The following is a 12,500-nucleotide window of genomic DNA, read 5'->3' on the forward strand; positions in this document are numbered from 1 at the left end:
CGATGTCGTGGAGGGCGTATGCATGGCGGGGCTCCGATGGGGAGTGATGGTGACCTCACAGAGCCGTTCACGCTGAGCCTGTCGAAGCGCGGCGCGAGGCTTCGACAGGCTCAGCCCGAACGGGGGTGGCAGGGGCTGTGCTGCCTCCGCCGTCGCGCCCGTGTTGCCCTTCGTGCCCTTCTTGCAGTCTGTCCAGCATGCACTGGTCCGTGCATTGCTGGGCCGCTGCCCGCTCTGCCGCGCGGCGCAGGGCCTTGCCAAAGAACATGCGTATCACCCAGGCCGGTGCGCGGTAGCGGTTGCGGGCGATCACGGGGTACAGCGCGTCCATGCCCGCGCGCAGCAGCGGAATGCGGGCGGGGGCCATCACCCAGCCCAGGCCCACGGCAGCGTAGGCCACCTCAAACGCGGCCACGCCGCTGAGCCATTGCCCGCTGGCGGTGCGGGCGTGCATCAGGGTCAGCAGCGCTTCGCGCGTCACGCCCTCGGGGCAGGTGAAGCCGGGTGCCTGCACGTCTTCAAAGTGCAACTGCCCGGCCTGGTTGCGCAGCATGAGGTTGTGCATCTCGGTGTCGCACAGCGGGCAGGCGCTGTCGTAGTACAGGGTGGCGGGATAGGTGGCTGCGGTCATGGTCTCGATCCTTTCTGAAATTTCTGTCAAAAGAGAAATTAAAGGTCAAAAAATTTTGCAGGAAGTGACTAAGGGGCGGGGGGCGTGCGGTCAGTGGCGTTGGATGGCGCAGGGGCTGCAGGCGCATCGCCGCCGCGCACAAACTTTTGCACGGTGGCGCCCATGCGCAGCACCTTCTCCAGCGTGCTAGGCGACAGGCGCAGCATCTCGTCCGCCCAGGTGCCCAGCGATTCCATCAGGTGCAGGGTCTCGCGCACGCGGTCTTGGGCGTCGGGGCTCTCCTGGGCAAATTCGGGCTTGCGCACCAGCTCGCGCAGCATGCGGGTGGTGGGGTCAAACTCGCGTGTCTTGCGCTCGCGCACCACGGTGCGAAACAGCTCCCACACATCGCTGCTGGTCTCGTAATAGTCGCGCCGGTCGCCCAGCACATGGGTCACGCGGATCAGCTGCCAGTTCAGCAGCTCTTTGAGGCTGTTGCTGACGTTGGAGCGCGCCACCACCAGGGTGTCGGCAATCTCTTCGGCGTTGAGCGGGCGGCCATGGAAGAACAGCAGGGCATGCAACTGGGCCACCGTGCGGTTCACGCCCCAGGCGCTGCCCATTTCTCCCCAGTGGACGACGAATTGTTGGGCGATGGGTGTGAGTTGCATGGTGGGCAGTCTCATGGCTTCTGTAATTTCTGTCAAGAGAGAAATAAAAGAATGTGAAGGCTACCGTTCAAACCTCGGCGTGTTCCTCATAGATACGGGGGCGCAGCCAGCGCGCTGAAGCACAAATGGCTAATATGGGCCGCCGACGCTGGCAGCCCGACCTGCGCGCCATCACGCTGCGCAGGCCGGGGCTGAGCTGCTTGTTGGTGCGGTGGTGTCCGCGCCCATCCCCATGGGCCCTGGGTTGGCCCAGCCGCTGTGTTGGTTTTCCCCGCAAGGGCTTGCGCCTTTGTTTCCTTTGTTCTGATTGCACTCTGGAGGTATCTGATGCTCAACCGTGACCACCAACTGGACACCGAAGCCCTGCTGCCCGGGCGCTCGACCGAAGCGGGCGCCACCCGGCGCACCGCCTTGCAGGCCGCGCTGGGCTTGGGGTATGCCGCCGCTGCCGCGCCTTTGATGGCGCAAACCGCCATTGCCACGTCTGCCGAGGGGCTGGTGGCGGGCCAGGTGACTTATGAGGTGGACGGCTTCAAGGTGCCCGCCTACCGCGCTGCACCGGCGGGCAAAACGGGGTTGCCCGTGGTCCTGGTGATCCAGGAGATTTTTGGCGTGCACGAATACATTGCCGATGTGTGCCGCCGCTTTGCCAAGGCCGGCTACCTGGCCATTGCGCCGCAGCTGTACGCCCGCCAGGGCGATCCGGCCAGCTACACCGAAGTGTCCAAGCTCATGGCCGAGGTGGTCTCGAAGGTGCCCGACGGGCAAGTGATGGGAGACCTGGATGGTGCGGTGAAGTGGGCCGCCGCCAACGGTGGCGATGCAGCCCGTGTGGGCGTGACGGGCTTTTGTTGGGGTGGCCGCATCACCTGGTTGTATGCCGCCCATGGCCCTGTGAAGGCCGGTGTGGCTTGGTACGGACGCCTGGTGGGGCAGCCCAGTGACCTGACGCCCAAGCACCCGGTCGATTTGACGCCTATCCTCAAGGCGCCGGTGTTGGGCCTGTATGGTGAAAAAGATACCGGCATCCCTCTTGACACGGTTGATAAGATGAAATCAGCCCTAGCCAGCGGTTCTGCTGCAGCCAAGGTTTCCGAGTTTGTGGTGTACCCCGAAGCCCCGCACGCCTTCCATGCCGACTACCGCCCCAGCTACCGCAAGGAAGCGGCGGAAGACGGCTACAAGCGTGCCCTGGCCTGGTTCAAGACCCACGGAGTGGTTTGAGCTTCTCCGGTGTTCCGCCAGAAGCCGCCCTGAAGTTTTCGGGGCGGCTTTTTTTCGGGTGCAGCACAAGCGTTTGATAAAAAATGCCTCTAAGGCAAATGAAATAAGCGCTAATAGCTATGACTTTGATAGCAATCTTGATCGCCACCCTGGCTGCCGGTATTGGCAGCGTGTGGGCGGCTGCACTGCTGATGCGGTTGGGCCTGGGCGGCAGCCAGGACAGTGTGGGCCCGCAACATTTGTTGAGCCTGGCGGCCGGGGCCCTGCTGGCCACGGCCTTCATGCATTTGTTGCCCGAGGCTTTTGAAAGCCAGGCTGGGGCCCACGACTTGTTTGCCACGCTGCTGGTCGGCGTGGTGTTTTTCTTCCTGCTCGACAAGGCCGAACTGTGGCACCACGGGCATGAGCACAGCCACCACGGTCACGGTGATGGCCATGCGCATGCCCATGAAAACCATGAGGGGCACCACCAAGGCCACGCCCACCACCATGCGCCGCGCGCAGGTGGCTGGGCGGTGCTGACGGGCGACAGCGTGCACTGCTTTGGCGACGGCATCCTGATCGCCTCGGCCTTCATGGCCGACATCCGCCTGGGTGCTATCGCCGCCGTGTCGGTGCTGGCGCACGAGGTGCCGCACCACATGGGCGACCTGGTCGTGCTGCGCCAAAGCAGCCCCAACCGCCGCATGGCGCTGGTCAAGGTGTCGCTGGCAGGCGCCGTGACGGCGCTGGGTGGGGTGGTGGGCTATTTTCTGGTGGGACAGTTGCAAGACTTTTTGCCGTACTTCCTGGCCGTGGCGTCGAGCAGCTTTGTGTACGTGGCGCTGGCTGATTTGATCCCCCAGCTGCAAAAGCGCCTGACGGCGCGCGAAACCATTGCGCAGATTGCCTGGCTGATCGCAGGCATGGTGGTGGTCACGCTGGTGAGCGGGGCGGCGCACAGCCACTGAGGCTGTTGAATGGGTTGGGCAGGCACCCAGTTCAAGCACCCAGTTCAAGCTTTGCGCAGAGCCTGGGTGAGGAACTCCAGGCAGCTTTGTACCAGGGGTGCTCGCGCGTCCTGGGCGGCATGCACCATGAGCGCCACTTTGCGTGAGATCACCGGGGCTTGCAGCGGGCACACCTTCACAGCGCCATCGTGCAGGTTGTGGGTGTACAGCCGCGAAATCACGCCCACCGCCAGCCCGCAACGCACCAGGCTGTAGAGCGACTCGCTGTACAGCAGTTGGTCGGCACGCGCCAGATCGGCCCCATTCTGGCGCAAGGTGGCCATGGCCAGCTCGTAGGTGCTGCCGCGCGCAAACAGTGCCAGCCGCTCGCCTGCCAGGTCTTGCCAAGTCAGGCGTGCGCGGTGTGCCAGCCGGTGGCCCACGGGCAGCACCGCCACCAGGTCGTCTTGCGCCACGGCGATGGCGTCGATCTGCGGCGGCAAGTCCAGGGCCACACCCAGCGCCAGGTCCACTTCACCGCGCTGCAGCGCGGCCAGAAGGTCGTCGTTGAGCGGGTCGTACAGGCGCAGGTCCACAACTGGGTGCTGCGCCAGCCATTGACGCAGAGGCTCGGCCAGCAGGTGCATGGCCGAGGGCAGGGCGGCCACGCGCAGGACGCGCTTGCCATCGTGCAGCGTGCGAAACAGCCCATCCACCCCTTGCTCATAGCCATTGAGGAGCCGCTCGACCTGCGGCAACAGCAGCGCGCCTTGCGGGGTAAGACGCACATGGTGCGTGCTGCGCTCCAGCACCGGGGTGCCCAGCACGGTCTCCAGCTCGCGGATGGAGGCCGACAGCGCGGGTTGTGTGAGCGACAGCGCCTCGGCCGCCTGCCGAAAGCTCATGGCCCGCGCCACCGCCTGAAAGCTGCGCAACTGGCGCAGCGTGGGGGCGCGGTGCGCGGGTGGGGGCTCGGCTGCGGTGGGGGTTGAAGGGTGCTTGCTCATCAATTGCTTTTATTGCGCCATCAAATTAAATCACTTCCGTTATCACCCCGCGCTGCATAGCATGCGGCCATGCCCACCTTTGTCGCGCCCGCAGACCCGCTGTACACCTTTCTCCACGCCCTGCCCAAGGTCGAGCTGCACTGCCATTTGCTGGGCACCGTGCGGCGCGAAACGTTCACCCACCTGGTCCGCCGGGCGGGCGCGGCCATCAGCGATGCCGAGATCGAGGCCTTCTACACCCGGGGCGAAAAGCCCGTGGGCGTGCTGCGGGTGCTGCGTGCGCTGGACGCTGAACTGATCCGCAGCCCCGACGACCTGCACCGCCTGACCTACGAATACCTTCAGGATGCCGCTGCGCACCATGTGCGCTATGCCGAGTTCTTCTGGAACCCCACGGGCACCGCCCAGCAGTCGGGGTTGGCCTATCCGCAGGCGCTGGGCGGCATCGTGCGCGCCATTGCCGATGCCCAGACCGACTTCGGCATCACCGGGCGCTTGATCGCGGCCATCGACCGCGAGGCCCCGCCCGAGGCCGCCACCGAGATGGTTGAATGGGTGCTGGTCCATCGGCGCGAAGAGGTGATTGGCATTGGCATCGACTACCGCGAGGTAGACCACCCGCCAGAGTGGTTTGCCCCGGCCTATGCACTGGCGCGCCGGGGCGGGCTCAAGACCACGGCCCATGCAGGTGAGTTCGGCATGCCCTGGAACAACGTGCGCACGGCCATCGATGTGTTGCAGGTGGACCGCATTGATCACGGCTACACAGTGCTCGACAACCCGGCCCTGGTGCGTGAATGCGCTGACCGGGGCATCGTCTTTACCGTGGTGCCCACCAACTCGTATTACCTGCGCACCCTGGCCCCCGAGCGCTGGGCGCTGGACCACCCCATTCGCCACATGCCTGCGGCGGGCCTGCGTATCCACCCCAACACAGACGACCCCACGCTGCACCACGTGAACCCCACACAGGCCTGGGCCATGATGGTGCGCGACTTTGGTTTTGGCGCGGCCGACCTGCGCAGCTTTCTCGCCAACGGCCTGGATGCCGCCTGGATCGACGATGGCACGCGCCGTGCGTGGCATGCGCAGTGGCTGGCGGCGTTTGACCAGCAACTGGCGCAGACCTCTGCTTTTTCTGCCGCACCGCTCTGAAGGAGTTTCTTGATGTCTTCCCGTTTGTCGCCCCCATCGGCACTGTCTTCGTCGCAATCTGCCGTGCCTTCCCGCACCCGGCGCCTGGCGGTGCACCTCGCCGCAGCCTTGCTGGCGGGCGGCTGCGGCGTGGCCGCGCAGGCGCAGCCCGCCTGGCCTGCCGCCAAGCCCATCACGCTCATCGTGCCGTTCAGCGCTGGGGGCAGTGTGGATGTGACGGCGCGCCTGATTGCCCAAAAGCTGGGCGAGCGCCTCAAGCAAAGCGTGGTGATTGAGAACGTGGCGGGGGCTGGGGGAGTGATCGGCATGGAGAAGGCCGCCAAGGCCGCGCCGGACGGCTACACCATCGTATTGGGGGCCGACAGCCCCGCCGCCATTGCGCGGCTGGTGAACCCGGTGGCGGTGCGCTACGACACGCTCAAGGACCTGGCCCCGGTGGGCCTGGTCACCACGGCCCCCATGGTGATCGTGGCCCGCCCGGGCCTGCCTGCCAACAACCTGGCCGACGTGATTCGTCTGGCGCGCGAAAAGCCTGGGCAGCTGAGCTACGCCACGTCGGGTGTGGGCACGGTGCTGCACCTGGCCATGGAACTCGTCAAGGACCAGAGCAAGACCTTCATGGTGCATGTGCCGTACCGGGGCGGCGCCCAGATCGTGACCGATGTGATCGGCAACCAGGTGGACCTGGCCGTGCTCATCAGCGTGACGGCGGCGCCGCACATCCACAGCAAGAAGCTCAAGGCCATTGCCCTGACGGACGACCATCGCCTGCCTTCTCTGCCCGACGTGCCGACCGTGGCCGAGACCGCTGGCTTCAAAGGGTTTGACATGGTCTCGTGGACGGGCCTGTTTGCCCCCGTGCAGACGCCTCCCGCCGTGGTGGAGCGCCTGAACCGCGAGCTGGGCGAAGTGCTGCGCCTGGATGACGTGCGCGCCAAGCTGGCCGATGGAGGCGCTGTGGCGGGCAAGGGCTCTGCTGCCGAGTTTGGGCGATTTGTGCAGGCCGAAAGCGCCCGGTATGCAGCCATCGTGAAGGCGGCGAATATCAAGGAATGACTTGCCAGCGGGGGGCCGCTTGTGTGCGGCGCAGTGCACCCCGGTTCTTGATGCAGGTCAATGGGCTGGTGGGTGTGGGAGCCCTGGGTGTGATGGCCACCAGACAAAAGGTGGGTGCATGTGCCATGCTGATTGCATGAACACTGCTGCAACTGCCTCGCCCCCTTCCGCCGTGGTTCGTCTGGGCCTGCTGGCGCAACCCACGCGGTTTCTGTTTTTTACCGGTAAGGGCGGGGTGGGCAAGACTTCGCTGTCCACCGCGGCGGCCATTGCCCTGGCAGATGCGGGCAGGCAAGTGCTGCTGGTCAGCACCGACGCGGCCTCCAACCTGGACGAGATGCTGGGTGTCCCGCTGTCCAACCAGCCAGTGGCGGTGCCCGGAGTGCCGGGGCTGCACATGCTCAACATCGACCCCGACACCGCTGCCGAGGCCTACCGCCAGCGGGTGCTGGCGCAGCTGGAGGCCACGGCCACCAGCGACGAACGCGCGACGGTGCGCGAGCAACTCTCGGGCGCCTGCACCACCGAGATCGCTGCGTTCGACGAATTTGCCGCGCTGCTGGCCAGCGAGGGCAGTGACATCGGCCATGTGTTCGACCATGTGGTGTTCGACACGGCGCCCACCGGCCACACGCTGCGTCTGCTGAGCCTGCCCAAGGCCTGGACCGGGTTTCTGGCGGGCAACGACCGGGGCGCCTCGTGCCTGGGCCCGCACTCGGGGCTGAAGATGCAGGAGGCGCGATTCAACGCAGCCCTGACCGCGCTGAGCGACCCGGCGCTGACTACCGTGGTGCTGGTCACCCGCCCCGACCCCCGCCCCATGCAAGAGGCCGCGCGCACGGCGCTGGAGCTGCGCGCCCTGGGTCTTGCCAACCAGCGCCTGGCCGTCAACGGCGTGTTCCATGCCAGCCAGCCGGGGCAGGACGCCGTGGCCGATGCCATCGAGGCACTGGGCCGTCAAGCCATGGACCAGATGCCCGATGCGCTGGCGCAGTTGCCGTGCGACGAGGTGCCGCTGCGCGCTTTTGACACCGTGGGCCTGGCGGCGCTGCGGGGCCTGCTGGGTGGGGGCGATGTGCCATTGGGTGCACCCGCCGCTGTTGCGGGTGTTTCGCTGCAGGCCGAGCCGCTGTCGGCTATGGCCGACGCCTTGGCCGCCAAAGGGCACGGCCTCATCATGGTGATGGGCAAAGGCGGCGTGGGCAAGAACACCATCGCCGCCGCGCTGGCGGTGGGCCTGGTGCAGCGCGGGCACAGCGTGCACCTCACCACCACCGACCCGGCAGCCCATGTGCAAAGCCAGCTGGACGGCAGCCTGCCGGGGCTGAAAGTGGGGCGCATCGACCCGCAGGCGGAAACCCAGGCCTACATCGACAAGATCATGGCCACGCGCGGCAAGGCCTTGGACGACGCGGGCCGCGCCCTGCTGCTGGAAGACCTGCAATCACCTTGCACCGAAGAGGTGGCCGTGTTCCACGCCTTCAGCCGCGTGGTGAACGAGGCGCGCAGCGCCTTTGTGGTGCTGGACACGGCACCCACAGGCCACAGCCTGCTGCTGATGGACGCCACCGGTGCCTACCACCGGCAGATGACGCAGCACTACGAAGGTAGTGCGAACTCGAAGCACATCATCACCCCGCTCATGCGCCTGCAAGATGCGGACATGACCCATGTGGTCATCGTCACGCTGCCCGAGGTCACCCCCGTCAGCCAGGCCGCCGCGCTTCAGGACGACCTTCGCCGCGCCCACATCGAGCCCTGGGCCTGGGTCATCAACAAAAGCGTGGCCGCCACGGGCACCAGCGACCCTTTGCTGCAGGCGCGCCTGGCGGGCGAGCGGCGCCAGTGTGAGCGCATCGCCCAGGGCCTGGCGCAGCGCACTTATGTGTTGCCCTGGCTGGCCCAGCCGCCGGTGGGTGTTGCGGCGCTGGCAGCCTTGGTTGGGGTGCCTTAATTGCTATTGAATTTATAGCTGCTTGCGCTTTTGGATATTGCCTTGGAGGCCTAAAACATCCAAAAAATGGGCTGCTGATGGCAGGAGCGTTGGGCAGCGTTGCGGTGCCCGGTGTGCGTGCCGGGGCGCGCACCATCCTCGCTCAGGCAACAAAAAACCCTGCCAGGCAAGCCAGGCAGGGTTTTCGATTTGGTGGTGGTACCGGGACTTGAACCTGGGACATCAGCATTATGAATGCTGCGCTCTAACCAACTGAGCTATACCACCGAAGCCTCAAATTATAGACCAAAAAATCATTGGTGGGTAAAGTTGGCTTTGCGTTTTGCCACGAAGGCGTCCATGCCTTCTTTTTGGTCTTGGGTGGCAAACAGCGCATGGAACAGGCGGCGCTCAAACATGACCCCGTCGGCCAGCGTGCCTTCAAACGAGCGGTTGACCGATTCCTTGGCCGCCATCACGGCGATGCGCGAGAAGTCAGCAATGATCAGAGCGGCGCCCAGCGCTTCGTCCATCAGCTTGTCAAACGGCACCACGCGGCTGACCAGGCCAGCGCGCTCGGCCTCGGTGGCGTCCATCATGCGGCCGGTCAGCGCCATGTCCATGGCCTTGGATTTGCCCACGGCGCGTGGCAGGCGCTGGGTGCCGCCCGCGCCGGGAATCACGCCCAGCTTGATTTCGGGCTGGCCAAACTTGGCGTTGTCAGCGGCGATGATGAAGTCGCACATCATGGCCAGCTCGCAGCCGCCACCCAGGGCAAAGCCGCTCACGGCGGCGATCACGGGCTTGCGGATGCTGCGGATGGCCTCCCAGTTGCGGGTGATGTAGTCGCCCTTGTAGGCATCGGCAAAGCTGTACTTGGCCATGGCGCCAATGTCGGCACCGGCGGCAAAGGCTTTTTCGCTGCCCGTCACGATCATGCAGCCGATTTTTTCATCGGCATCGAACGCCTTGAGGGCCTCGCCCAGCTCGTTCATGAGCTGATCGTTGAGCGCGTTGAGTTGCTTGGGGCGGTTGAGTGTGATGATGCCGACCTTCTCGCCTTCGGTGCGCACTTCAATGGTTTCGTAAGCCATGTTGTCTCCTGGTTTGGTGTGTCAAAACCGATTCTCAGAACCTGTGGCCAAAGCCTGTTCAAAACGGTAGCCAATGACTATACCCATGCGGCTTGCACGGGGCTGTCGCGCCATCGTCAAGCCGCCGTCAGGCGGAGCCTGCCAGCCAGCGGCTAGTGGCAGTGGCGTCGGTGCAGGTCAGGCCCACGTTGTCGGGTGTTGCCGGGCGGCTGCGTCCCTTGGCGGGCGCTGGTGAGGTGCCTGGCATTTGCAAGGGCAACTCCAGCAGGCGCCCGTCGCGGGCCACCACGGCGATCAGCTGCTTCTGGCTGCCGGCGTAAAAGCCCACATCGTCGAGCTTGCTGATGCGCCAGCCCTGGCCTTTGACCTGCACACCCAGCCATTCATCGCCGGGGGCCAGGCCTGCCTTTTCGGCGGCGCCGCCGCGCAGCACAGTTTTGATCTGCACGCTGTGGTTTTCGGCCACGCGCAGGCCCAGGCGCTGCGCCAGCTGGGCGGGTTCGCTTTTCACTGCTACGCCATGGGCGGCCAGTAGCTCGGCCAGGGGCAGCTCGTCGGTGCTGTGCACCCATTGCTGGAGGTCGCGGGCGTAGGAGCGCCCCGCCAACTTCTCCAAAACGGCCAGCAAGTCGGCTTCGGCCATGGGGCCTGCCTTGCAGCGGCTCCACAGCCCGCGCATCACATCGTCCAGTGTGGTCTTGCCTTCTTGGCGCAGTTTCAAATCCAGGCACAGGGCCACCAGCGAGCCTTTGGTGTAGTAGCTCACGGTGGCGTTGGGGGTGTTTTCGTCCTGGCGGTAGTACTTCACCCAGGCGTCAAAGCTGGCCTGCGCCACTGTTTGCACCTTGCGCCCCGGGGTTTGCAGCACTTGGTTGATGGTCTTGGTGATGAGCTTGAGGTAGGTGGCGTCGTCGATCAGTCCAGCGCGGCGCAGCAGCAGGTCGTCGTAGTAGCTGGTGAAGCCCTCAAAGAACCACAGCAGCTGGGTGTAGTTTTCCTGGTCGTAGTCGTACGTCGCAAACTCGGCAGGCCGCAGGCGCTTGACGTTCCAGGTGTGAAAGTACTCGTGGCTGATGAGCCCGAGCAGGGTGGTGTAGCCATCGCTTTGGCGCTTGTCGCCCAGGCGGGGCAGGTCACGCCGCCCGCAGATCAGCGCAGTGGAGTTGCGGTGCTCCAGCCCACCGTAGCCATCGTGCACCGCATTGAGCATGAACAGGTAGCTGCCAAATGGCGCCTTGCCTTTGCCGTGCCAGAACCGAATGGCGGTTTCGCAGATTTTTTGCGTGTCGGCCAGCAGGCGCTCGCCGTCAAACGATGGGGCAGCCCCGGCCACCACAAACCGGTGGGCCACGCCGCAGGCTGTGAAGTGGCCCTGCCAAAAGTCCCCCATCTCCACGGGGCAGTCCACCAGTTCGTCGTAGTGGGCTGCGCCATACAGGCCAAAGCCCTTTTTGTCGGTTTTCAGCGGCGCAAGGCCCGTGGCCACCGACCACGCTGATGTGGCAGGTGTGGGCGCGACGTACAGGCTGTGGTGGGCCGCTTCTTGCCCGTGCACGCGCAGGCACAGGCTGGTGCCATTGAAGAAGCCCCGTGCGGTGTCCAGCCAGGCGGTGCGCACCGAGTTGTCGTAGGCGCAGACCTCGTAGGTCAGCACCAGCGGCGCGTCTTCGCGGCATTCCGCCACCCAGGAGTGCTTGTCGCCCTGGTGCAGCGGCACCGCACGCTTGCCCTGGCGGGCTCGCAGGTTCTGCAGGTTTTTTGCAAACTCGCGCACCAGGTAGCTGCCCGGAATCCACACCGGCAGCGACACCGTCTGCCGCGCCTGGGGCTGCGCAATGGTCAGTGTTACCTGATACAGGTGGGCTTGCGGGTTGGCTGCAGCCACCTCGTAGTGAACCGGTGCGTGGGGGGCGGTGGTTTTTGGCATGGCGTTGCTGCGATGGGCGCTGGGCGTGTGGGATGCCGGCGGTGGCTCTATTCGAGCCCTCCGGGCGGGCACTGCTCGGTCAGGGTTGGCGCAAAACAGGGCTCAGGCAAGTGGTTCGCCCTGCGGCGGGGCAGGTGCCACTTCCCGTTTTGCGTCAGTCGTGTCAGTTCTTGCTGGTGGTGTCGCTGGCGGCTTCGGCCAGGCGCTTTTCGACCTCTTGTGCATCCACGGCACCGGGGACGCGGGTGCCGTTGGCAAAAATCAGGGTGGGGGTACCGGTGATCTTGTGCTTGCGGCCAAAGGCCAGATTGCGCTGGATGGCGGCCGTGTCGCAGCTGGCGTTGCTGGGGTTCTTGTCGCGCACCATCATGTCCTGCCAGGCCACCACGCGGTCTTTGGCGCACCAGACGTTGCGCGACTTTTCAGCCGAATCCGGGCTCAGGATAGGGTAGAGGAACAGGTAGATAGTGACGTTGTCCACGTTCTGCAAATCCCGCTCAAAGCGCTTGCAGTAACCGCAGTTGGGGTCTTCAAACACGGCCACCTTGCGCTTGCCGTCGCCGCGCACGATGGTGAAGGCATCTTTCAGGGGCAGCTCCGAGAATTCGACCGCCGTGAGCTTGTTGATGCGGTCTTCGGTCAGGTTGCGCCGGGCCTTGGTGTCGATTAGCTCTCCCTGGATGAGGTAGTTGCCCTTGGCGTCTGAATAGAACACGTCGGTGCCAATGCGCACTTCGTACAGGCCTTGCATGGCTGTGGGGCGCACCTCATCGATTTTGCCCATTTGCGGAATGCGCTCGGCCAGTGTTTTGCGAAGGGCTGATTCTTGGGCCTGGGCCGACAGGCCCAGGGTGAGGGCCGCAGCAGCCAGCAAGAGGGAGATGAGTTTCATGG

11 protein-coding genes and 1 tRNA gene are annotated in these 12,500 nt (G+C 65.1%); 5 read left to right on the plus strand and 7 right to left on the minus strand.

What is annotated here, in order from left to right; translation table 11 throughout:
• Positions 1–67: 67 nt before the first annotated feature.
• Positions 68–631, minus strand: a complete 564-nt coding sequence (locus tag C8C98_RS13710; RefSeq protein WP_121454735.1) for a thiol-disulfide oxidoreductase DCC family protein — start codon at positions 629–631, stop codon at positions 68–70.
• A gap of 68 nt (positions 632–699) precedes the next feature.
• Positions 700–1,281 (minus strand): GbsR/MarR family transcriptional regulator, encoded by a 582-nt coding sequence (locus C8C98_RS13715; RefSeq protein WP_121456260.1) that lies wholly within the window; start codon positions 1,279–1,281, stop codon positions 700–702.
• A 327-nt stretch (positions 1,282–1,608) separates the two neighbouring features.
• On the opposite strand from C8C98_RS13715, the gene C8C98_RS13720 reads away from it, so the two are divergent.
• Positions 1,609–2,505 carry a dienelactone hydrolase family protein gene (locus tag C8C98_RS13720; protein ID WP_121454736.1) on the plus strand — a complete coding sequence of 299 codons (897 nt, stop codon included), beginning with the start codon at positions 1,609–1,611 and terminating at the stop codon, positions 2,503–2,505.
• A gap of 119 nt (positions 2,506–2,624) precedes the next feature.
• Complete coding sequence (locus C8C98_RS13725) at positions 2,625–3,455, plus strand: ZIP family metal transporter (RefSeq protein ID WP_121454737.1); 831 nt, start codon at positions 2,625–2,627, stop codon at positions 3,453–3,455.
• A 44-nt stretch (positions 3,456–3,499) separates the two neighbouring features.
• On the opposite strand, the gene C8C98_RS13730 is transcribed toward C8C98_RS13725, so the two are convergent.
• Positions 3,500–4,441 carry a LysR family transcriptional regulator gene (locus C8C98_RS13730; protein WP_121454738.1) on the minus strand — a complete coding sequence of 314 codons (942 nt, stop codon included), beginning with the start codon at positions 4,439–4,441 and terminating at the stop codon, positions 3,500–3,502.
• A gap of 69 nt (positions 4,442–4,510) precedes the next feature.
• Between C8C98_RS13730 and add the strand changes: the two genes are divergently transcribed.
• From add to arsA, 3 genes are all read left to right on the plus strand, one after another.
• Entirely contained in the window at positions 4,511–5,596 is a 1,086-nt protein-coding gene (gene add, locus C8C98_RS13735; protein ID WP_121454739.1) for an adenosine deaminase, read from the plus strand.
• A 12-nt stretch (positions 5,597–5,608) separates the two neighbouring features.
• Positions 5,609–6,652 carry a tripartite tricarboxylate transporter substrate binding protein gene (locus tag C8C98_RS13740; RefSeq protein WP_121454740.1) on the plus strand — a complete coding sequence of 348 codons (1,044 nt, stop codon included), beginning with the start codon at positions 5,609–5,611 and terminating at the stop codon, positions 6,650–6,652.
• 136 nt (positions 6,653–6,788) lie between these two features.
• Positions 6,789–8,606 carry an arsenical pump-driving ATPase gene (arsA, locus tag C8C98_RS13745; protein ID WP_233574546.1) on the plus strand — a complete coding sequence of 606 codons (1,818 nt, stop codon included), beginning with the start codon at positions 6,789–6,791 and terminating at the stop codon, positions 8,604–8,606.
• 190 nt (positions 8,607–8,796) lie between these two features.
• Here the strand turns inward: arsA and C8C98_RS13750 are convergent.
• The 4 genes from C8C98_RS13750 to C8C98_RS13765 all read right to left on the minus strand — a co-directional run bounded on the left by C8C98_RS13750 (position 8,797) and on the right by C8C98_RS13765 (position 12,498).
• Positions 8,797–8,873, minus strand: a tRNA-Met gene (locus C8C98_RS13750).
• 26 nt (positions 8,874–8,899) lie between these two features.
• Positions 8,900–9,679, minus strand: coding sequence for an enoyl-CoA hydratase (locus C8C98_RS13755; protein WP_121454741.1), 780 nt, complete (start codon positions 9,677–9,679; stop codon positions 8,900–8,902).
• Between the two features lie 127 nt (positions 9,680–9,806).
• Positions 9,807–11,606 carry a M61 family metallopeptidase gene (locus tag C8C98_RS13760; protein ID WP_121454742.1) on the minus strand — a complete coding sequence of 600 codons (1,800 nt, stop codon included), beginning with the start codon at positions 11,604–11,606 and terminating at the stop codon, positions 9,807–9,809.
• Between the two features lie 163 nt (positions 11,607–11,769).
• Positions 11,770–12,498, minus strand: a complete 729-nt coding sequence (locus tag C8C98_RS13765) for a DsbC family protein (RefSeq protein ID WP_121454743.1) — start codon at positions 12,496–12,498, stop codon at positions 11,770–11,772.
• Positions 12,499–12,500 lie beyond the last annotated feature (2 nt).

Source organism: Acidovorax sp. 106 (genome assembly GCF_003663825.1).
GTDB lineage: Bacteria > Pseudomonadota > Gammaproteobacteria > Burkholderiales > Burkholderiaceae_C > Acidovorax.

What these genes read in the sequence shown, in the direction of transcription:
- C8C98_RS13710 (WP_121454735.1), bottom strand. Translation starts at nt 631, where the DNA reads ATGACCGCAGCCACCTATCCCGCCACCCTGTACTACGACAGCGCCTGC.
- C8C98_RS13715 (WP_121456260.1), bottom strand. Translation starts at nt 1,281, where the DNA reads ATGCAACTCACACCCATCGCCCAACAATTCGTCGTCCACTGGGGAGAA.
- C8C98_RS13720 (WP_121454736.1), top strand. Translation starts at nt 1,609, where the DNA reads ATGCTCAACCGTGACCACCAACTGGACACCGAAGCCCTGCTGCCCGGG.
- C8C98_RS13725 (WP_121454737.1), top strand. Translation starts at nt 2,625, where the DNA reads ATGACTTTGATAGCAATCTTGATCGCCACCCTGGCTGCCGGTATTGGC.
- C8C98_RS13730 (WP_121454738.1), bottom strand. Translation starts at nt 4,441, where the DNA reads ATGAGCAAGCACCCTTCAACCCCCACCGCAGCCGAGCCCCCACCCGCG.
- add (WP_121454739.1), top strand. Translation starts at nt 4,511, where the DNA reads ATGCCCACCTTTGTCGCGCCCGCAGACCCGCTGTACACCTTTCTCCAC.
- C8C98_RS13740 (WP_121454740.1), top strand. Translation starts at nt 5,609, where the DNA reads ATGTCTTCCCGTTTGTCGCCCCCATCGGCACTGTCTTCGTCGCAATCT.
- arsA (WP_233574546.1), top strand. Translation starts at nt 6,789, where the DNA reads ATGAACACTGCTGCAACTGCCTCGCCCCCTTCCGCCGTGGTTCGTCTG.
- C8C98_RS13755 (WP_121454741.1), bottom strand. Translation starts at nt 9,679, where the DNA reads ATGGCTTACGAAACCATTGAAGTGCGCACCGAAGGCGAGAAGGTCGGC.
- C8C98_RS13760 (WP_121454742.1), bottom strand. Translation starts at nt 11,606, where the DNA reads ATGCCAAAAACCACCGCCCCCCACGCACCGGTTCACTACGAGGTGGCT.
- C8C98_RS13765 (WP_121454743.1), bottom strand. Translation starts at nt 12,498, where the DNA reads ATGAAACTCATCTCCCTCTTGCTGGCTGCTGCGGCCCTCACCCTGGGC.